Origin of the sequence: Salibacterium lacus, from assembly GCF_042684865.1 — a bacterium.
Taxonomy (GTDB): Bacteria; Bacillota; Bacilli; order Bacillales; family Marinococcaceae; genus Salibacterium; species Salibacterium lacus.
Window position 1 is genome coordinate 38713 of sequence record NZ_JBHUML010000008.1, and the last position, 20655, is coordinate 59367.

General features: G+C 48.7%; 22 protein-coding genes and 2 other annotated features. All 22 genes read right to left on the reverse strand.

Features of this window, described 5'->3' with window-relative positions:
• Positions 1-128: 128 nt before the first annotated feature.
• The 22 genes from rplL to ACFSUB_RS17930 all read right to left on the reverse strand — a co-directional run bounded on the left by rplL (position 129) and on the right by ACFSUB_RS17930 (position 19773).
• Positions 129-491 carry a 50S ribosomal protein L7/L12 gene (gene rplL / locus ACFSUB_RS17825; RefSeq protein WP_380714635.1) on the reverse strand — a complete coding sequence of 121 codons (363 nt, stop codon included), beginning with the start codon at positions 489-491 and terminating at the stop codon, positions 129-131.
• A gap of 60 nt (positions 492-551) precedes the next feature.
• On the reverse strand, positions 552-1049 hold the full coding sequence (gene rplJ, locus ACFSUB_RS17830) for a 50S ribosomal protein L10 (RefSeq protein WP_380714636.1): 498 nt from the start codon (positions 1047-1049) through the stop codon (positions 552-554).
• A gap of 37 nt (positions 1050-1086) precedes the next feature.
• Positions 1087-1226 (reverse strand) — a sequence feature (ribosomal protein L10 leader region).
• A gap of 61 nt (positions 1227-1287) precedes the next feature.
• On the reverse strand, positions 1288-1986 hold the full coding sequence (gene rplA, locus ACFSUB_RS17835; RefSeq protein WP_380714637.1) for a 50S ribosomal protein L1: 699 nt from the start codon (positions 1984-1986) through the stop codon (positions 1288-1290).
• Positions 1987-2102: 116 nt separating this feature from the next.
• The gene (gene rplK / locus ACFSUB_RS17840) at positions 2103-2525 is read right to left on the reverse strand and encodes a 50S ribosomal protein L11 (protein ID WP_090927723.1); all 423 of its coding nucleotides are present in this window, start codon (positions 2523-2525) and stop codon (positions 2103-2105) included.
• Positions 2526-2767: 242 nt separating this feature from the next.
• Entirely contained in the window at positions 2768-3301 is a 534-nt protein-coding gene (nusG, locus tag ACFSUB_RS17845) for a transcription termination/antitermination protein NusG (protein WP_380714638.1), read from the reverse strand.
• Positions 3302-3358: 57 nt separating this feature from the next.
• Positions 3359-3553: a preprotein translocase subunit SecE gene (gene secE / locus ACFSUB_RS17850; protein WP_380714639.1), complete on the reverse strand. Its 195-nt coding sequence runs from the start codon at positions 3551-3553 to the stop codon at positions 3359-3361.
• A gap of 365 nt (positions 3554-3918) precedes the next feature.
• The gene (gene sigH / locus ACFSUB_RS17855) at positions 3919-4620 is read right to left on the reverse strand and encodes an RNA polymerase sporulation sigma factor SigH (RefSeq protein ID WP_380714640.1); all 702 of its coding nucleotides are present in this window, start codon (positions 4618-4620) and stop codon (positions 3919-3921) included.
• Between the two features lie 34 nt (positions 4621-4654).
• Positions 4655-5167, reverse strand: a complete 513-nt coding sequence (locus tag ACFSUB_RS17860) for an NYN domain-containing protein (protein WP_380714641.1) — start codon at positions 5165-5167, stop codon at positions 4655-4657.
• 1 nt (position 5168) lies between these two features.
• Positions 5169-5918, reverse strand: a complete 750-nt coding sequence (rlmB, locus tag ACFSUB_RS17865) for a 23S rRNA (guanosine(2251)-2'-O)-methyltransferase RlmB (protein WP_380714642.1) — start codon at positions 5916-5918, stop codon at positions 5169-5171.
• Complete coding sequence (locus ACFSUB_RS17870; protein WP_380714643.1) at positions 5915-6331, reverse strand: Mini-ribonuclease 3; 417 nt, start codon at positions 6329-6331, stop codon at positions 5915-5917. The genes rlmB and ACFSUB_RS17870 overlap by 4 nt, the downstream gene beginning before the upstream one ends.
• A complete protein-coding gene (gene cysS / locus ACFSUB_RS17875; RefSeq protein ID WP_380714644.1) occupies positions 6328-7731 on the reverse strand; it encodes a cysteine--tRNA ligase in 1404 nt (467 codons plus the stop codon). The genes ACFSUB_RS17870 and cysS overlap by 4 nt, the downstream gene beginning before the upstream one ends.
• On the reverse strand, positions 7732-8397 hold the full coding sequence (gene epsC, locus ACFSUB_RS17880; RefSeq protein WP_380714657.1) for a serine O-acetyltransferase EpsC: 666 nt from the start codon (positions 8395-8397) through the stop codon (positions 7732-7734).
• A 61-nt stretch (positions 8398-8458) separates the two neighbouring features.
• Positions 8459-8692: a binding site (T-box leader), on the reverse strand.
• 4 nt (positions 8693-8696) lie between these two features.
• Positions 8697-10157, reverse strand: a complete 1461-nt coding sequence (gene gltX / locus ACFSUB_RS17885) for a glutamate--tRNA ligase (RefSeq protein WP_380714645.1) — start codon at positions 10155-10157, stop codon at positions 8697-8699.
• A 68-nt stretch (positions 10158-10225) separates the two neighbouring features.
• On the reverse strand, positions 10226-10705 hold the full coding sequence (ispF, locus tag ACFSUB_RS17890; RefSeq protein ID WP_380714646.1) for a 2-C-methyl-D-erythritol 2,4-cyclodiphosphate synthase: 480 nt from the start codon (positions 10703-10705) through the stop codon (positions 10226-10228).
• Positions 10702-11400, reverse strand: a complete 699-nt coding sequence (gene ispD / locus ACFSUB_RS17895) for a 2-C-methyl-D-erythritol 4-phosphate cytidylyltransferase (RefSeq protein ID WP_380714647.1) — start codon at positions 11398-11400, stop codon at positions 10702-10704. The genes ispF and ispD overlap by 4 nt, the downstream gene beginning before the upstream one ends.
• A gap of 158 nt (positions 11401-11558) precedes the next feature.
• On the reverse strand, positions 11559-12656 hold the full coding sequence (locus ACFSUB_RS17900; RefSeq protein WP_380714648.1) for a PIN/TRAM domain-containing protein: 1098 nt from the start codon (positions 12654-12656) through the stop codon (positions 11559-11561).
• A 206-nt stretch (positions 12657-12862) separates the two neighbouring features.
• Positions 12863-14257 carry a DNA repair protein RadA gene (gene radA / locus ACFSUB_RS17905; RefSeq protein WP_380714649.1) on the reverse strand — a complete coding sequence of 465 codons (1395 nt, stop codon included), beginning with the start codon at positions 14255-14257 and terminating at the stop codon, positions 12863-12865.
• A gap of 107 nt (positions 14258-14364) precedes the next feature.
• Complete coding sequence (clpC, locus tag ACFSUB_RS17910; RefSeq protein ID WP_380714650.1) at positions 14365-16821, reverse strand: ATP-dependent protease ATP-binding subunit ClpC; 2457 nt, start codon at positions 16819-16821, stop codon at positions 14365-14367.
• A 27-nt stretch (positions 16822-16848) separates the two neighbouring features.
• Complete coding sequence (locus tag ACFSUB_RS17915) at positions 16849-17928, reverse strand: protein arginine kinase (protein ID WP_380714651.1); 1080 nt, start codon at positions 17926-17928, stop codon at positions 16849-16851.
• Complete coding sequence (locus ACFSUB_RS17920) at positions 17928-18473, reverse strand: UvrB/UvrC motif-containing protein (RefSeq protein WP_380714652.1); 546 nt, start codon at positions 18471-18473, stop codon at positions 17928-17930. The genes ACFSUB_RS17915 and ACFSUB_RS17920 overlap by 1 nt, the downstream gene beginning before the upstream one ends.
• A gap of 27 nt (positions 18474-18500) precedes the next feature.
• Positions 18501-18965 carry a CtsR family transcriptional regulator gene (locus ACFSUB_RS17925; protein WP_380714653.1) on the reverse strand — a complete coding sequence of 155 codons (465 nt, stop codon included), beginning with the start codon at positions 18963-18965 and terminating at the stop codon, positions 18501-18503.
• A gap of 106 nt (positions 18966-19071) precedes the next feature.
• Positions 19072-19773, reverse strand: coding sequence for an MgtC/SapB family protein (locus ACFSUB_RS17930; RefSeq protein WP_380714654.1), 702 nt, complete (start codon positions 19771-19773; stop codon positions 19072-19074).
• Positions 19774-20655 lie beyond the last annotated feature (882 nt).

A 20655-nucleotide genomic window follows, 5' to 3' on the forward strand; every position in this document is an offset into this window, starting at 1 on the left:
ACACCCTTTTACATCGTTCGACCATTTTAACAGATCTCCTGTGTTTCCTCAAACAACTCTTCCTTGACAGACTTATAATGAAAAAGAGCTTCCTCTATTGGAAGAGAAAGCTCTCGGTCTTGCCCGGCTTACTTCAGTTCTACTGTCGCACCTGCTTCTTCAAGCTGGCCTTTCAGCTGTTCAGCTTCTTCTTTTTCTACACCTTCTTTAAGTGTATCCGGGGTTCCGTCAACCAGTGACTTCGCTTCTTTCAGGCCAAGGCCTGTGATTTCACGAACGACTTTGATAACGTTAACCTTGGAAGAACCTGGGTCAGCAAGGATAAGGTCGAAGTCAGTCTGCTCTTCTTCTGCTTCAGCAGCTTCGCCGCCGCCGACAGCAACCGGTGCTGCCGCAGTTACACCAAATTCTTCTTCAATAGCTTTTACAAGATCGTTCAGTTCAAGAACGGACATTTCTTTAATTTCTTCAATAATTTGTTCTTTACTCATTGTAGATCCTCCTTTAATAAATATCTGTTTTCAGGACGGGGAACCATCCCGTGTTTTCGTTTACGCGCCTTCTTCTTTTTGATCAGCAACTGCCTTGGATGCCAGAGCAAAGTTGCGGATCGGAGCCTGAAGTACGTTAAGCAGCATGGATACAAGTCCTTCGTGGGAAGGAAGACTTGCAAGTTCCTGAATTTCTTCCAGGGAAGCCACACGGCCTTGAATGACACCGGTTTTAATCTCCAGCGCCGGGTGTTCTTTAGCAAAGTTGTTGATGATTTTCGCAGGCGCTACAATATCTTCTGTACTCGTCGCGACAGCGGTCGGTCCGAGAAGAAACCTGTCAAGTTCCGTAAGATCGGTTTTCTCTGTAGCACGGCGGACCATTGTGTTTTTATACACCTTGAAGTCCACTCCCGCTTCGCGCAGCTGCTTCCGAAGTTCTGTAGCTTCTTCCACGTTCAGGCCGCGGTAATCAACAACCACGGTAGATACACTGTTTTCCAGTTTATCCGTAATTTCCTGAACAACCTGCTGTTTCTGTTCAATTACTGCACTCATCCTTTACACCTCCTGCTCTCATTGTGGACCACAGACGAAAAATATTAAAAAACCTTCATGTCCACAGACATGAAGGCGGTCAGTCTCAATCCATCCCGGGAGGATGTCCAAAACTACCTCGGCAGGAAATTAAGCACGGTGTGCACCTGCTGTCTGCGGTAATATCCATATATTTTACTTGCCAGTACATTTCATACCGTTTATAAGTGTAACGGTTTTTCCCCCGGCAGTCAATTCATTATTTCAAGTTGAGCGTGGAAGTACTGATTGTCACACCTGGTCCCATTGTGGAAGCCACAGCTGTACCTCTTACGTACGTTCCTTTTGCCGCTGCCGGCTTTGCCTTAACAAGGGCATCCACCAACGCCTTGAAATTTTCAGCCAGTTTTTCTGTCTCGAACGAAATTTTCCCGATCGGCGCATGGATATTGCCGGATTTATCGACCCGGTATTCCACCTTACCAGCTTTTACTTCTTCGACCGCTTTGGTTACATCCATTGTTACCGTACCGGTCTTAGGGTTCGGCATAAGTCCTTTAGGACCAAGGATCTTACCAAGCTTACCAACCTGGGCCATCATGTCCGGAGTTGCGATGACAACGTCAAAATCAAACCAGCCCTGCTGTACTTGGTTGACGAGGTCTTCCTCTCCTACAAAGTCGGCACCGGCCTGCTCTGCTTCCTGTGCTTTATCACCCTTGGCAAATACAAGCACGCGCTGGGTTTTCCCTGTTCCGTGCGGAAGGACAACGGCTCCGCGGAGCTGCTGGTCGTTTTTACGCGGGTCCACGCCGAGACGGACAGCAGCTTCTACTGTCTCATCAAAGTTTGCGATAGATGTCTTTTTCACTAGTTCAATGGCTTCTTCAGTATTATATACCTGTTCTTTATCAATCAGCTTGACAGCGTCTTGATATTTTTTACCTCTTTTAGCCAATGCTATTCCTCCTCATTTGTGGTTTTAACGGTTAGACCTCCCACTTTTAAAGGTTGCGAACAGGTATCCTTTCCGGCTGGGAAAGGAAGTCGCAACCTTTGGCAAGGCAATGTGTTTTATTCTACGTTAAGCCCCATACTGCGGGCCGTTCCTTCAACCATACGGATCGCTGCATCCAGATCAGCCGCATTCAAGTCAGGCTGTTTTGTTTCAGCGATTTCGCGTACCTGATCACTCGTAACCGAACCTACTTTATTCACATGCGGTTCACCGGAACCACTTTCAATGCCGGCTGCTTTCTTCAAGAGAACGGCAGCGGGCGGAGTTTTTGTAATGAAAGTAAAAGAACGGTCTTCGTATACAGAGATTTCAACAGGAATAATCATACCTGCTTCATCTGCCGTGCGAGCGTTGAATTCTTTACAGAATCCCATGATATTCACGCCTGCCTGACCGAGCGCCGGACCAACGGGCGGTGCCGGATTTGCTTTGCCGGCAGGAATCTGCAACTTTACTACTTTCTCGACTTTTTTAGCCACGCACATACACCTCCTTAGTCCGTGATGTGGTTGATCGGGCGGGAAACGCCCTCCCACTCTATGGAAGAACACGCAGAGTATCTCTCTGCTGTTCTTTCCCATTATCAATTCCAAACATTAAAATCTTATCACTTCACACCATGTTCCGCAAGGTTTTTTTATAAAGGGACGAAACTTTATGGATTTCAGCTTTTGCTGAAGTCCGGAACCGGCCTCCGCCCAACCGGGGACAGGCGCTTTTTCTATAACTTTTCCACCTGGGTGAATTCAAGCTCCACCGGTGTTTCACGCCCAAACATGTTGACGTGGACTTTGATTTTCTGTTTTTCCGCGTTGATATCTTCGATTGTACCTGTGAAGTCGGCGAACGGACCCTCTGTTACTTTCACCGATTCCTGCAGTTCAAAATCTGTTTCAGCTTTCGGCTCCTGTTCCCCTGCCTGACGGAGAATATGCTCCACTTCTTCAGGAAGAAGCGGAGTCGGTTTTGAACCAGCTCCGGTAGACCCGACAAACCCTGTCACTCCAGGCGTATTACGCACAACGTACCAGGAATCATCTGTCATAACCATCTCCACAATGACATATCCGGGAAATATTTTGCGCATAACCTGTTTTGTCTTTCCGTTTTTCACTTCAGTTTCTTCTTCGACCGGTACAAGCACCCGGAAAATTTTATCCGTCATCTCCATTGAGGCGACGCGTTTTTCCAGGTTCGTTTTCACTTTATTCTCATAACCGGAATAGGTGTGAACCACATACCAATTCATTTCCATGATTTACTGGACGGTCCGTCCTTCCCTCCTTTTATTCGGAGCCTTCTGCTCATGCCGTTACTCAAGAATAATTCGAACCAGCTCTGACAACCCGAGATCCACGACCGCAAAGAAAATAACAAAGAACGTCACAGTCACTAAAACAACAATGGTGTATTTTGTCAGTTCTCTTCGTGTCGGCCAGGTGACGCGCTTCATTTCTTTTCCTACTTCACGTAGAAACTTCACCGGGCTTTTTGTTCCGTCAGCCATACAGCCACCTCCAAACCAGCTGAACCGCCTTCCATAGACGGCTGCCTTTCTCCTCTGATCCAACTATGTGTCTATCTTTTTTGTGCACAAATAAAAAAACAACCGCCCTCAGCTTCTTCCATCCGTTCCATGCGGTTTGTTTCTGCCGATTATTCCGTTGTTTCCCAAAAACACGTAGGCTATTCTTTCAACTGCCACTCAAAGTATCTAATGGACATACATTCTGCATACGCTAGGTCACTTTATCATAAAAAAAAGAGCATGTCAATTTACGTTGACATGCTCTACAGCCGGGAAGAAACACTGCAGCGCAGTGTTTGAAAACGCTTACCTTCATTATTTAAAATTGAAGGTCTCCTCATTCATTAAGAACCGACACCCTTTACTTCGACACACTTCTCTAATTTACGTTTTACGCGCTGCAACGCATTATCAATAGATTTTACATGGCGCTTCAGCTCTCCTGAAATCTCCTGATACGACCTCCCATCCAGATATAACAGCAGCACTCTCTGTTCCAGATCACTAAGAACTTCACCAATCCGGCCTTCAATATCATGCAGTTCCTCACGGTTTACGAGAAGCTCCTCCGGGTCACTTCCACTCGATTCACAGAGCACATCCAGAAGCGTCCGCTCCGACTCTTCATCGTAAAGAGGCTTGTCCAGGGACACGTAAGAATTAAGCGGCATATGTTTCTGCCGGGTGGCTGTTTTTATAGCAGTAATGATCTGACGTGTGATACACAGTTCCGCAAAAGCGCGGAAAGATGATAACTTGTCCCCCTGATAGTCACGGACCGCTTTGTACAGACCAATCATTCCTTCCTGTACAATATCCTCCTGATCACCGCCGATCAAAAAGTAGGATCTGGCTTTGGCCCGGACAAAGTTCTTGTACTTGTTGATAAGAAATTCCAGCGCATGACTGTCCCCGGAGTGAACATGCCTGATAAGCAGTTCATCTTCTGTTCTTCCGGTATACTGATGTCCATTTTCTTTGAGGTCAAGACCCAATACAACCCCTCCGCCCTCGACTGATTGTAGATTGCAGGAATATATAGCCATATTATATAGGAATTTTTATGAAGGCGTCAACAGCTCAACGGCCGCCTCGACGCCATTTTTCAAAAATTTCAGCTATTTCGCGTGGAAGGGGGAAATTCGACATATGTTCCTGTCTCGCCTGTTCAGTCACATCCCGTGATATGTTCTGTTCCACCATTTCCATTTCTACCCGGAGTTCACGTGCGGACTTGCGCAGGGCTCCGCTGCCGAAAGTAAATGACTGCTCCGCATAATCCGAAGTGGCAACGTGGACCCTTGTTTCCACATTCTTTAATTCTCCTGTCAATTTTTCAATCCGATCATCCGCTGTTTCGTTTTCTTTTGTAAAAATAACATCCACCAAATACTTTTGATACAAGCGCCCTGCTCCTTCCACCATATGAGCATCAAAAATCACTTTGATATCCCAGCCCTTGTAGGCCCGGTATTCGGCCATCTTCTGCACAAGCCGGTCTCTTGCCTCTTCCAGATTTTTGTCCCGTAATTCTTTTAATTCCGGCCAGTCTCCAATTATGTTGTATCCGTCCACGAGCAGTATATCTTTCATGCTAGACGCTTCCTAACGGAGAGCGGCGGCGGTAAACTTCGTACATAAGAAGAGAAGCTGCTGCTGAAACATTTAACGAAGAAACTTGTCCGGCCATGGGAATTGACAGCAGAAAATCACACTTTTCCTTTACGTTGCGGCTCATTCCTTTTCCTTCGTTCCCAACGACAAGGCCGACAGGGACCGACGCATCCAGCGTCCGGTAATCGTCTGTCTCCTCTCCTGCGGTGCCGGCCAGCCACAATCCTTCTTTTTTCAGTTCTTCCATCGTCCGTGCCATATTGGTCACCCTGGCTACCGGCACGTGGGCCGCAGCACCGGCAGATGATTTGAAAACGGTATCGGTCAGTCCTGCAGAACGTCGTTTTGGAATAATGACTCCGTGGGCACCGGATGCATCTGCCGTACGGATAATGGCACCGAGATTGTGGGGATCCGAAATTTCATCCAACAGTACAAAAAACGGCTTTTCCTGCTTTTTCTCTGCGGCGGCAAACAAATCTTCCACCGCTGCATAGGACACGGCAGGTACGGAAGCCAGCACCCCTTGATGCGCCGTCGTTCCGGAAAGATCATTCAGCTTGTTCCGCGGTACCGTCTGCACGACAATGCCCTGCTCTTTTGCCAGTTTCTGCACGTCCCGGCTCTGGCCCTTCACAGAACCTTCAGCGAGCCAGACTTTATGAATCGGCTGTTCGGCGCGCAGGGCTTCCAGTACAGCATTCTTTCCGTATATCCACTCGTCTTTCATTCTTTTTCACTCCCTTCTCTTATCTTTACGGCATAAGCAATAAGCTCTTCCAGTCTTTCCTCATGGCCGCGGAAGTACACGTATCCGATCAACGCTTCAAACGCCGTGCTGTATCGATACGTATTTTGATCTGTATTCTTCGGCACCGAGCCTGATTTTGCATTCCTTCCGCGTCTTGCGGCGGCTGCCTCCTCACCGGATAAAAGATCCTGCTGCAAAAGAGCATGCATGACGTCAGCCTGGGCTTCGGCGGAGACGTAGGTGACCGCGCTCCGGTGAAGCTGGTTCGGCCTCACACTTCCCGACGCGATAAGATAGTGGCGGATATGAAGGTCATACACCGCATCCCCCATATAGGCAAGCGCAAGAGCATTTAACTGTCCTGCATCTACGTACTGATTTTTTCCTGTCATGACTGCTCTCTTTTCCAGCGTGTGCCCTGCGGGGTGTCTTCAAGAATGATGCCCTGTTCCTTCAGATAATCCCGGATTTCATCCGCTCTCGCAAAGTTTCTTGCTTTCCGGGCCTGCACCCGTTCTTCCATTAACGCTTCAATCTCCTCATCCAGCATGCCTTCCGAGGTTTCGACCTTGATATCCAGCGCCGAACCGATTTCCCGGATGGTATCCAAAAAGGAACGCAGGACCTCTTTGGATGTCTGCTTCTCCTGAAGATAGCGGTTGGCTGTTTTCACCAGATCAAAAAGGACCGTAATACCGTTGGCGCTGTTAAAATCATCATCCATTTCGCTGATAAAACGCTGCAAATGCTCCGCTGCCGTCTCGATCCAGGGGCCTGATTCTCCAAAATCCGCACTCTCCTCGCGGCGGTGCTTCAGATTATTGACGGTCGTCTGAATCCGTTCCAGGCTGTTTTTGGCACTCTCAAGGAGTTCTTCATTGAAATTCAAAGGACTGCGGTAATGCGCCTGCAGCATAAAGAAACGGATGACTTCGGGAGAATGCTTTTGAATAATATCGTGGACAAGCACAAAGTTACCAAGTGATTTCGACATTTTTTCATTATCAATCTGGATGTAGCCGTTATGCATCCAGTAATGCGCCATCTGCTGTTCATTCAACGCTTCCGACTGTGCAATTTCGTTTTCGTGATGTGGAAAAGCCAGATCCTGTCCGCCGGCGTGAATATCAATTGTGTCTCCCAGGTATTTCTTTACCATGGCCGAGCATTCGATATGCCAGCCGGGCCGTCCGTTTCCCCACGGGCTTTCCCAGGAAATTTCTCCTTCTTTAGATGCTTTCCAGAGAGCAAAATCAAGCGCGTTGTTCTTTTTCTCCCCGGGTTCAATGCGGGCACCGAGCTGCAGATCATGGACAGACTGGGAGGATAACTTCCCGTAATCCGAAAAGGAGCGCGTGGAAAAATAAACATCACCGTCCGCTTCATAAGCATATCCTTTGTCTATCAATGCTTTGATAAACGAGATGATTTCAGACATCGTTTCTGTCACACGTGGATGCAGATCCGCCTTATCCACCCGTAGTGCTCCGGTGTCCTCAAAGTATGCCTCGATAAAACGCTCCGCCAGCCGGGGAACCTCTTCGCCGAGTTCGCGCGCGGCTTTTATGATTTTATCATCGACATCAGTGAAGTTTGAAACGTAGTGAACGCTGTACCCGCGGTATTCCAGGTATTTGCGAACCATGTCGAACACAATCGCCGGCCGGGCGTTGCCGATGTGGATATAGTTATAAACGGTCGGGCCGCACACATACATCTTCACTTCCCCGCCGGACATCGGTTTAAAAGGTTCTTTTCGCCGGGTTAACGTATTATACAGTGTGATCCCCATTTATTCATCGGTCCCTTCCTTTGTCGTATTTTTCTTCTGATCCGCAAGCTCTCTTTTCAGCTCCGTAATCTCCTGCTCCAATTCTTTGAACTTATCCGATACTGGGTCCGGCAGCTTATGATGGTCCAGTTCATTGCGTTCCACTTTCACCCCGTCCTGGACGACTACTTTACCCGGAATACCGACCACCGTCGAGTTGGGAGGAACTTCTTTGAGCACGACTGACCCGGCACCGATGTTGGAATGCCGGCCGATTGTCATCGATCCGAGAATTTTGGCCCCAGTGGCAATAAGTACATTTTCTTCAATCGTCGGGTGGCGCTTTCCCTTTTCTTTTCCGGTCCCGCCGAGTGTCACGCCTTGATAAATCGTCACATTATCTTTAATCTCACATGTTTCACCGATTACGACGCCCATGCCGTGGTCAATAAACAAACGCTGGCCGATGACAGCTCCCGGATGAATTTCAATTCCCGTAAAAAAGCGGCTGATCTGGGAAAGCAGACGTCCGAGAAAATACATTTTCTTTTTCCAGAGCAGATGGGCCATCCGGTGGGACCAGATAGCGTGCACACCGGCATAGGTGAATACTACTTCGAGCCTGCTTCTGGCAGCGGGATCCTGTTCAAATACAACATCCATATCATTTTTTAACGTCTTCCACATAGTATATTCCACTTCCCTCCCCCGGGGTGTAGTAAAAAAGCGTCTCCGTGCATGTTTTCTGCACAGAGACGCTTGTGTTCAAACGCGGTTCCACTCTGTTTAAAAGAAACATCCACGCAGGATATTTCTCTTCTCTTTCTGGATAACGGCACTGCTGCCGCCCCCGCCTACTGCTGTTTCAGCGGGAGGCTCAGGGATGCATGTTCAGCAGGGTTCTTCCAAAATCACTCTCAGCCGCGGTGACTCTCTCTGTCTGGACGAAGCGCCTCCTACTTTTTCCCTTCTTCGCTTTCATTCTTCTATTGTGCCGCTGCGTGAGTGAGACGTGCCTGTACCGTTTCTTCTCCAAGCAGCGCGATCGCCTGCGGAAGTTCCGGACCGTGTGTCTGTCCGGTCACCGCCGCCCGGATCGGCATAAACAGCTTCTTGCCTTTTTGTCCTGTCGCTTTCTGCACGGACTTGATGGCGGCCTTTATTTCATCCGGTTCAAAGGCCTCAAGAGCCTCCAGTTCTTTTGAAAACTGCTCCAGAACCTCCGGCACCTGCTCTTTGGATAACACGTCTTTGGCATCTTCATTATAATCGATGCTGCTTTGGAAAAACAACTCTGTCAGCTTGGTAATTTCCGCGGCATAGTGCATCTGTTCCTGATAAATGGAAACGAGCCGTTTCGTCCACTCATACTGCGTTTCACTTAATGAATCAGGCAGTTTATCTTCTTTTTGAAGATAAGGAACAGCAAGTTTGGTGAGACGGTCCAGGTCCGCTTCTTTTACATACTGGTTATTCATCCAGGCTAACTTGTCGTTGTCAAAAACCGCCGGTGCTTTAGAAACACGCTCCAGCGAAAACTGCTCTTCCAATTCTTCAAGAGAAAACAGTTCTTCCTCTCCAACAGGCGACCAGCCCAGCAGCGCCAGAAAGTTCACCAGTGCTTCCGGAAGATAGCCGAGCTCCTGGTACTGTTCCACAAACTGCATGATGGATTCATCCCGCTTACTCATCTTCTGGCGGTCGGGATTGAGGATAAGGGAGGCGTGGGCAAACATTGGTTTTTCCCAGCCGAATGCTTCAAAAACCAGAGCCTGTCTCGGGGCGTTGGACAAATGTTCCTCCCCGCGGATGACATGCGAGATGGCCATCAGATGATCGTCTACGACGACCGCGAAGTTATATGTTGGAATCCCATCTTTACGAGCAATGACGAAATCACCGATATCGTTCGTTTCAAACGTAACATCCCCCCGCACCTGATCCGGTACGTGTACACTTTTATTTTCAGGAACACGAAAACGCACGACCGGCTGGATTCCCTGATCTTCGTAAACTTTTCTCTGCTCCGGTGTCAAATCACGGTCTCGTCCGCTGTATTTCGGAGCTTCTCCGCGGGCAAGCTGTTCTTCACGCTCTTTTTGCAATTCTTCTTCGGTCATGTAATCATAGTATGCTTTTCCTTCATCCAGAAGCTGCTGCAGGTATTTTTCATAAATATCGATCCTGTCCATGCAGCGGTAGGGAGCGTACGGACCTCCCTTGTCCACACTTTCATCCCAGTCGATACCGAGCCATTTCAGGCTGTCCATCAGTTTATCCGTGGCGTCTTCTACGTTTCTTGCCTGGTCTGTGTCTTCAATGCGGACAATAAATTTTCCGCCCTGACTGCGGGCGAACAGAAAGTTAAACAACGCAGAACGCGCTCCGCCGATATGAAGATGTCCTGTCGGGCTTGGCGCAAACCGGACTCGTACTTCGCTGCTCATAATCCTCCACCTTCCATAATAATTAATTCCGTTTTTTTATTATACGTGCTTTGGGCCTTCCTCTGCTTCTACTCTGCTCTGGTCTCAAGCAGAACGACAGCATGGGCGGCGATACCTTCTTCTCTTCCCGTAAATCCCAGCGTCTCGGTTGTCGTTGCTTTAACGTTAACCTGGGAGATAGGATTTTCAAGCACACGGGCTATGTTGTTTCGCATGTCATCAATATAAGGTGCCATCTTCGGCTTCTGCGCAAGAATTGTACCATCTATATTAACCAGTTGGCACCCCTTCTCCCGCACCAGTTCGTAAACCTGCTCAAGCAGCAGTAAAGAATCCATGTTTTTATAGGCAGGATCCGTATCCGGAAAATGAGCACCGATATCCCCGCCTCCGACAGCACCAAGCAGCGCATCCGCCACAGCGTGCAGCAGAACATCGGCGTCGGAATGTCCGTCCAGTCCTTTCGGGTTAGGGATGGTCACCCCTCCCAGTATAAGCGGGCGTCCTTCTGTCAGCCGGTGCACATCAAACCCATGTCCTATTCTCACTGCCCTTTCCCCCTTCGCTTTTTCAGGATCGCTTTTGCGACGACCATATCTTCCGGGGTAGTCAGTTTAATATTATCATAACCGCCTTCCACGATATGTACCGGAACGTTCATCCGTTCCACAAGGCTGGTGTCATCCGTCCCCCGGAACTGGTCTTCTTCGGCTTTTTGATAGGCATCATAAACAACGGAAAATCGAAAGGCCTGCGGTGTCTGGACGGACCAGACGCTTGAACGCTCAATCGTTTCGGTTACTACACCATCAGCCACCTTTTTCACTGTATCTTTCATGCGGAGACCGATTACTGCTGCCCCCTGCTCCGACGCTTTGAGGACCAGCTCGTGTATATGGCCTTCCGTCACAAACGGCCGCGCTCCGTCGTGGACCAGAACAATCGCGTCATCTGTGCCGTCTGCCTTCTTCAGTCCTTCAAACACACTATCCTGTCTTTCCTGACCGCCAGTCACAATATATTCGACTTTGCGGACGTTCCATTTCTTGAACAGCGTGTTCATCGGGCCGGTTTCATCATCATTGGCGACGACAATAATCCGTTCACACCACGGGTCCTGTTCAAAAACAGAGACGGTATGAACGATTAAAGGCCGGTCCTCGAGCATCAAAAACTGCTTATTATGACCGGCTTTCATCCGCTTGCCCTGTCCCGCCGCCGGTATCACGACTGTATATTTCATATTACCTCTCCAATAACTGAGCTCGCTTTAAAATCAGGCTCTTTTATCATAACTTGAAAGCCCGCACGTCGCAATAAGAAAAGCGCAGGGCACCCCAGGCGGAATGTCCTCCTTCATCAAGAAACCCCCTGCCTGCATGAGACAGAGGGGCTCTTCGTTTATAAGGCTTTTTCCATCAGTTTTGGTTTGGCAAATATCATACGGCCCGCACTTGTCTGAAGGACGCTGGTTACGACAACCTGAATTGTTTTGCTGATGTACTCACGTCCGCCTTCCACCACAATCATCGTTCCGTCATCAAGATAGGCGACACCCTGACCCTGTTCTTTGCCGTCTTTGATAACCTGCACATTCATTTCTTCCCCGGGGAGCACGACTGGTTTGACTGCATTGGCGAGATCGTTGATATTAAGCACTTCCACACCCTGCAGATCGCATACTTTATTAAGGTTAAAATCATTCGTAACAACCATACCTTCGCGGACTTTCGCCAGTTTTACCAGTTTGCTGTCCACTTCATGGATGTCTTCAAAATCCCCGTCATAAATCTCCACGTTGACAGGAAGCTCTTTTTGAATCCGGTTTAAAATATCCAGACCCCGGCGGCCCCTGTTTCGCTTCAACACATCGGATGAATCCGCTATGTGCTGCAGTTCCTCCAGCACAAATTCCGGAATGACCAGTGTTCCCTCAATGAAACCGGTCTGGCACACATCTGCGATACGTCCGTCTATAATAACACTTGTATCCAGAATTTTTACTTTAGCCCTTTCTTCTACAGGTACTGTTTCCTCTTTTTTCTTTGCTGCAGAAGCAGCACGCCCGGCCGGAAGCAGATTTTTAAGTTCCTCACGTTTCTTGAAGCCGAACTGAAAACCAAAATACCCAAGAAAAAACGTGATAAAGATTGGTAAAACCGAGTTAACGACCGGCAGATACAGAGAATCCAGCGGCAGACTGATGAGAAACGCCACCACTAGACCGAATACAAGACCAAATGTCCCAAAGAGCACATCGGTCACCGGGGCTCTCACAATCTTTTCTTCCAGCGCCCGCATTCCATTAACAATATGGTCTGCCACCCAGAACGTTGCCGCAAATACAATAACTGCACCGAGAAGTGCACTTACGTATGGACTGCCGAGCCAACCGGGTATCGAGCTATAATTTAGTAAAGATATTAATGCCGGTATAAAGATAACACCCAGCGTGCCTCCAGCCAAAATAAAAAATAATTGTACAATACTTTTCAGCACACTCTCTCACCTCCTTCTCATCATTATGGACAATATTCTTATTTTCAAACCCTCCTGCCGAATTTCTTTATATCTTCCATCCAGCAAAGGGGTTTTAACTTAAATGTAGCAAATTTCAAGCTGATTGTCACAGGTTTTTGAAATTTTTCATTGTATCGTGAACGAATTGTAATTCAAGTGTCACATTCTACAACAAGTTACATTTTTCACCATTGAAGAGAAGAATGTTCAAGACATACTTCCAATGCTTCTTCGAGCGTCGATACTCCAACGACTTCAATATTTTCCGGGTAAGTCCAGCCTTCCAGGTTTTTCTGCGGTACAACAGCCCGTTCAAAACCAAGCTTGGCTGCTTCATATATTCTGTCTTCCACCCGGGCCACCCGTCGTATTTCTCCGGTTAAACCAACTTCCCCCACAACGACATCCGCCGGGTTGGTGGCATGATTACGGAAACTCGAAGCAATACATACAGCCAGACCAAGGTCAATCGCCGGCTCATCCAGTTTCACGCCGCCCGCGACATTCATATAGGCATCCTGATTCTGCAGCAGCATCCCCAGGCGCTTCTCAAGGACGGCCATTAAGAGAGCTATCCGATTGTGATCCACTCCGGTTGCGGTTCTTTTCGGATTGGAAAAACTGGACGGGGCAATGAGTGCCTGAATTTCGACAAGGACCGGCCGGGTTCCTTCGAGCGAGGCGACTACAATGGATCCTGCGCTCCCCTGTGTTCTTTCTTCCAGGAAAATCTCCGATGGATTTTTCACCTCTTTCAAACCCATTTCCTTCATCTCAAAAATGCCGATTTCATTCGTTGATCCGAAGCGGTTTTTTACGGCGCGGAGGATACGGTACGTATGGTGCTGTTCCCCTTCAAAATAAAGGACGGAGTCGACCATATGTTCCAGCATTTTCGGGCCGGCTATTGCTCCCTGCTTCGTTACGTGACCGACGATAAACACAGCAATACCTCTCGACTTCGCGATTTTCATGAAAGTGGAAGTGGTTTCGCGTACCTGGGACACGCTCCCGGGAGCAGAAGAGATGCTGGACTGATGAACGGTCTGGATGGAATCAATCACCACCATTGTGGGCTGAATCTGATGAATCGCCTGTTCTATCAAATCCATGTCGGTCTCTGCGAATACAAATAGTGTATCAGCGTGGACCCCCAGGCGGTCGGCCCTCAGTTTTGTCTGTTTCACCGATTCTTCCCCGGAAATATACAGCACACTGTGATTCTGCTCGGCCAGTACCGACGTCAGCTGCAGAAGAAGGGTGGATTTTCCTATACCCGGATCCCCGCCTACCAATACGAGTGAACCCGGCACGATTCCACCACCGAGTACGCGGTTCAACTCCGGCAGAGATGTATCTATTCTCGGTTCTTTTTCTCCAGCGACTTTCGTTATTGGTTCCGGCTTTTTCGATGCTTCTCCGCTCTGCTGAAACGAACGTTTCGCGCCGGAACTGTTTGCGGATGTCTCCATTTCCTCAACGAGTGTGTTCCATTCGCCGCATCCCGGACAGCGCCCCATCCATTTCTGTGATTCATACCCGCAGTCCTGACAGACAAATTTCGATTTTTGTTTTGGCATCAAGCGTCCCCCGCTTTATGTTCGAGTTCATTTTTGATATAAAACAGCTGTTCGCAAAAGGCCTGAGCCTTTTACAAACAGCTGATGCTATTCAGATATACTGTCTTTTACGTTTTGGCTCCGGATTTCGTTTCAACAACGTACTCTCCGTCTTTTACATCGATATATGCTGTGTCTCCGTCTTTAATCGAACCGCGGAGGAGTTCTTCAGAAAGACGGTCTTCCACCTGGCGCTGCAGGGCGCGGCGCAGTGGACGTGCTCCGTATTCCGGATCAAAACCTTCGTCTGCGATTTTGTTCTTGGCCGCCTCACTGAGGTCAAAGTCAATACCCTGCTCTGACAGCCGTTTTTTCAGCTGTTCGGCCATCAGACCAACAATTTCTTTGATGTGATGCTTCTCGAGACTGTGGAAGACGATGATTTCATCCAGACGGTTCAAAAACTCCGGCCGGAACGTATTTTTCAGTTCGCCCATCACTTTATCCCGCATGTCTTTGAAGTTTTCCCCTTCATCAGTATTGGTGGTAAAACCTGCATAGTTATTTTTGCGGAGCAGGTTGGCACCTACGTTTGAAGTCATAATGATGGCCGTGTTTCTGAAATCCACGCGGCGGCCTTTCGAATCTGTCAGGAAACCGTCTTCGAGAACCTGCAGGAGGATGTTAAAGACTTCCGGATGGGCCTTTTCCACCTCGTCGAGCAGAATCACAGAGTACGGATTACGGCGGACTTTTTCTGTAAGCTGACCGCCTTCTTCAAATCCTACATATCCCGGCGGGGAACCAACCAGGCGGCTGGTGGCATGACGTTCCATGAATTCAGACATGTCAATGCGGATGATGGATTCTTCATCTCCAAACAGCGTTTCTGCGACAGCTCGTGCCAGTTCTGTTTTACCAACACCGGTTGGTCCAAGGAATATGAAGGAACCGATAGGGCGTTTAGGATCCTTCAGCCCGGCACGGGCACGGCGCACAGCCTGGGACAGGGATTTCACTGCTTCATCCTGGCCTATGACACGGTTATGCAGAATCTCTTCCATACGAAGGAGCCGTTCGGTTTCTTCTTCGGCAATTTTTGAAACTGGAATGCCGGTCCAGCTTGCTACAACCTGGGCGATATCTTCGGCTGTCACTTCTGTATTTTCCTGACCCTGCTTTTCTTTCCACTCGTCTTTCATATTCTCGACTTCTTCGCGCAGACGCTGTTCGCTGTCACGGAGCGAAGCCGCTTTTTCAAATTCCTGGCTCTGGACGGATGCATCTTTTTCCTTGCGGGTCTCTTCCAGCTTTTGTTCCAGCTCTTTCAAGTTAGGCGGAGCTGTGTAAGAGCGGAGTCTTACTTTTGAACCTGCTTCATCAATCAAGTCAATGGCTTTGTCCGGAAGGAAACGGTCGGAAATGTAACGGTCCGAGAGTTTAACAGCTTCCTCGATGGAAGCATCCGGAATGGTGACACGGTGATGGGCTTCATAGCGGTCGCGAAGTCCGGCAAGAATCTGAATCGACTCTTCCGTGGTTGGTTCATCCACTTGAATCGGCTGAAAACGGCGCTCCAGCGCTGCGTCTTTTTCGATATACTTCCGGTATTCATCGAGCGTGGTAGCACCGATGCACTGCAGCTCACCTCTGGCAAGTGACGGCTTCAGAATGTTGGAGGCGTCAATGGCCCCTTCTGCACCGCCGGCTCCGATAAGGGTGTGAAGTTCGTCAATAAAGAGGATGACATTACCGGCCTGCCGGATTTCTTCCATCACTTTTTTCAGCCGGTCTTCGAATTCACCACGGTATTTGGTCCCGGCGACGACCGTACCCATATCAAGTGTCATAACCCGCTTGCTGCGGAGAATTTCCGGAACTTCATTGAAAATAATAGACTGTGCCAGACCTTCGGCAACTGCCGTTTTACCGACGCCGGGTTCACCGATAAGTACCGGGTTGTTTTTCGTCCGGCGGCTCAGCACCTGAATGACACGTTCAATTTCATTGCCCCGTCCGATGACCGGATCAAGCCCCTCTTCTTTCGCCACAGCGGTCAGGTCGCGGGCAAGACTGTCCAGTGTAGGAGTGCTGGCATTGGAGTTCCCGCCGGCGGCCGCAGCCTGCTGCTGGTTACCACCGGAGGATTCATTATTGCCAAGCAGCTGAAGAACCTGCTGGCGTGCTTTGTTCAGGCTGACACCTAAATTATTCAGCACTCTGGCTGCAACACCCTCTCCTTCCCGGATTAAACCGAGAAGAATGTGCTCTGTTCCTACATAGGAATGACCGAGCTTTCTTGCTTCATCCATCGACAGTTCAATAACTTTTTTGGCTCTCGGCGTGTAATGAATCGTTTTCGACCCTTCCTGGCCGGTGCCGATCAGTGATTCCACTTCTTTTTGAATCTGGTCCGAACCGAGGTTCAACGCCTGCAGTGCTTTGGCTGCGATACCCTCTCCCTCCCGGATTAAACCGAGAAGAACGTGTTCTGTGCCTATATTATTATGGCCAAGCCGGATAGCTTCTTCCTGCGCAAGCGCCAGCACTTTTTGAGCTCTTTCTGTAAAACGTCCAAACATCATCTATGCGCACCTCCACTTTTAAATAACTTACTCACCGTTTTGTTTCTCCAGTTCCATTCTCTCACGAATCAGCGCTGCACGTCTTACGTCACGCTCATCCGCCCGCAGTTCTTTTTCAGCGTACTGCTGGAGAAATCCCGGCTGCGTCAAAATCATTAACTCATTCAGGATATTACCCGAAATTCCCTTGATTAAATCAAGATCAATACCAAGACGAACATCTGACAGTCTTTCCGTTGCCTCTTTAGATTCCATAATCCGGCTGTTTTTCAAGATGCCAAAGGAACGGAACACTTTATCTTCCATGTACGTCCTGGACGAACGCATCAATGCATCTCTTGCCATCCGTTCCTGGCGGATAATCTGCGTTACAACGCCTTTCAGATCTTCAACAATATCTTCTTCCGGTTTTCCAAGCGTCATTTGATTGGATATCTGAAAAAGATTCCCCCGGGCTTCGCTCCCTTCTCCGTAAATTCCGCGAACGACAAGCCCCAGCTGGTGAATGGCAGGTAAAATTCGATTCAGCTGCCGCGTCATCACCAGAGCCGGCAGATGCATCATGACCGATGCTCTCATGCCGGTTCCGACATTGGTCGGGCAGCTTGTTAAGTACCCCCGCTTTTCATCAAAGGCATATGTTATTTTTTCTTCGGTCCAGTCATCCAGTTTATTGGAAAAGTCAAGTCCTTCACTCAGCTGAAAACCGCGGAAGAGGCTCTGCATCCGTATATGGTCTTCTTCATTCAGCATGATGCTTACCGACTCATCCGGACTGAGCATGACAGCACCGGATTGAGAGCGCTCCGCCAGATACGGACTGATTAAATGCTTTTCCACCAGTACTTTTTTTTCGTTGGAATTCAAATCGTCCATGTTCAGTCGTTCCAAAGAACTTCCGGCCTGCAGCTGGATCGATGAAAACTCCCCGGCTGTATGATCCAATACTGCTTCGGCCGTCTCCGGAGAAGCAAAAACAGGGAAGGGATAATGTTCCATGTTCCGGGCAAGGCGGATTCTCGTGCTCAATACAATATCACTGTCCGGCCCCGTTCCGCTTTTCATCCACGGGCTGATCGCTTCGGAAATAAAACGCTGCAGTGACATCAGGCATCCTCCTCCCTGTTCTGCATTTTTCTTTCCAGTTCGCGGATATGGTCGCGCAGCTGCGCCGCTTCTTCAAACTCTTCCTGATCTATGCTTGTGCGCAGTTCTTCGCGGAGCTGTTCCATTTCGCGCTGCACCTTCATGTTTCCACCTGCCCGCTTCGGAATTTTTCCGTTGTGGCGGTAATTTCCACTATGTGCACGTTTTAATATCGGATCCAGTTTTGTTCCAAATGCCTGATAACACTTGGCACATCCAAACCGCCCTGTCCTGGCAAAACGTTCATACGTTAAACCACACCGGTCGCAGACAGGCTGCTTTGGTTCCTCTGTTTCCTGGGGCTTCCATCCATTGTTTCCAGATACATGCTCAACATTCAACAGACCGGATAATAATTCATGAATAGAATAACTGTTCGATCCCGGAATCTGTTCTCCTTTATTCCGGGCGCATTCATCGCACAAATGCATTTCTGCCTTTTTTCCGTTTATGATTTTGGTGAAATGCAGAGCAGCCTGGCGTGTCTGACATTCTTGACAAAGCAATTCCTTCGTCCTCCCTCCCCGTCCATTCTATTGATACCGCAGACTCTGCAGCATGGCTTTTAACATTTTCGCACGAAGCCAATCCCGCTCTTCTGCGTATTTCAACGATAGAACATTCCGGTCCAGAACGGATGCCATCACATTTGCCTCCCGCCTGGATACAGCACTCTCTTCATACAGGCGCATTATAATACTTTCTGATGTCACCTGATCAATTCCTCCATCAATCAGCATCAGCAGTTGATTAATCAGTTCGGCGTGATCGTCCACCTTTACTTTTGTAATACGAATGTACCCCCCGCCGCCCCTTTTGCTTTCCACAATATATCCTTTTTCATTCGTGAATCTGGTGCTTATCACATAATTAATCTGGGACGGTACACATTCAAAACGCTTCGCCAATTCACTTCGCTTTATTTCAATTAAATCCTTCTCGCTTTGAGTAAGAATCTGCTTTAAATATTTTTCAATACCATCTGAAATATTACGCAAAAGGGCCAGCCTCCTTCCCTTTCTATATCTATTTTGAACTACTGACTTTGACTATCTTTGACTTTCATCATAATACAAAAAAACAAAAAAATCAAGCGCCGCCCCATTACATAACCATTTCCACTTTCTGCACGCCGTTTATTCTGATTAACTGATCATAGAGGTCAGCCTGATTTGTATCCGGAGGACTTTCCATATCAAAAGCAAAAGATACATTCTCTTCCTGCCCGCCCTCTTCCGTGCTCCCGGTTATGTTTTTCACCGGAATATTCTGTTCTTCAAATACTTTGATAATTTCAGATAAGGACGTATCACCGCTTTTCAGTGTAACCTCCACCCTTTTGCGGGTTGGTTTATCCTGAAATAACCGTTCGATGTTGTGGAGAAACAGCAGACTCAACAAAACAATGACAGTTGTTAAAAGTGCAGCGAAATACATGCCGGCTCCTGCCGCTAATCCTATAGAAGCCACCACCCAGATAGATGCTGCCGTGGTTAAACCTTTCACTGATGCTCCCTGCACGATGATTGTCCCTGCCCCTAAAAATCCAACACCGCTTATAACATAGGAAGCCAGACGGGAAGGATCATAAGCAGATATATCAGGATTTTCCTGCAGGTAAGGCTGAAACCCAAACAACGCCATAACCATTGCCAGACAGGCCCCTGTGCCTACAAGCAGGTGCGTTCGAAATCCAGCCGGGTGCCTTTTATACTCGCGCTCTGCACCAATAAGACCAGCCAGAGCTGCAGCACATAAAATCCGCCCCATAATCACGTAAGATTCCTGCGTAATAAATGCATCCATAAAGCGCCTCCTTTTTTATATAACTTCCAAGCCGCGTACAGACACGTTTTAAAAATCATACCATATCCAACCGTTTCCCATAACACCCTTCTCGTAATCTTAATAATACATCGGCTTTGGAGGGCGATTGGTCGATAAACAGTGGCTGAAGGCCGTTTCCGGATAGATGCACCGCTTAATTGGTCGGTAGAAACAGTCTAACAACCATCTCTGTCCCGGCTCCGGTAAGGGATTAGCTCCCGGGACAAGTTTATCGACCAATTCGAGCAGCTGCTGAATCACAAGGTGGCCCTTTCCACCATGTCGGGTATCGTCACGGGCCCAGTCATCCGCCGTACCCCATCCGCAGGACATTGCTGCACGGTGCGTACCGTCTTTTTTTATTGGCACTACGGGGGTTGCTCGATAGACGACGGGTCACGGCTGTTTCCGGCTTGCTATCCGGCGCTATTGGTCGATGGAACCATGCTGACGAGCGTGTTCCTCCAGCTCCCGCGGGGAAAACAGCCCTCAGGCCGGATCTACCGGCCACTTCAGATCTTCTTGAAGGTTCTATTGGTCCCGGCAGCCGGGGTTCGGGCCCTCCATCTATGGAAGGATAATGGACTTTTCGTGCGGGGAACTGTCCGTAACTTTGATGTTAGGGACATCCTAAGCCGGCGGAAGCAGAAAAATGGCCGGTATCTCAAAATACCAGACACCCTCCGGCCCGTCCCCCGGGAAAGTGTCTCCTAAATCAGGATACCGGACACTTTGGCACGGATGGTGTCCCTAAAAGCTCTCCCAAGACCTGCCGTATCCGCCTTCTATACTTTCCTGTGCCTAAAAAAAGACCGCCGGATTCAATATCCGGCGGTCCTGCTGGTTGCCTGGCGGCGTCCT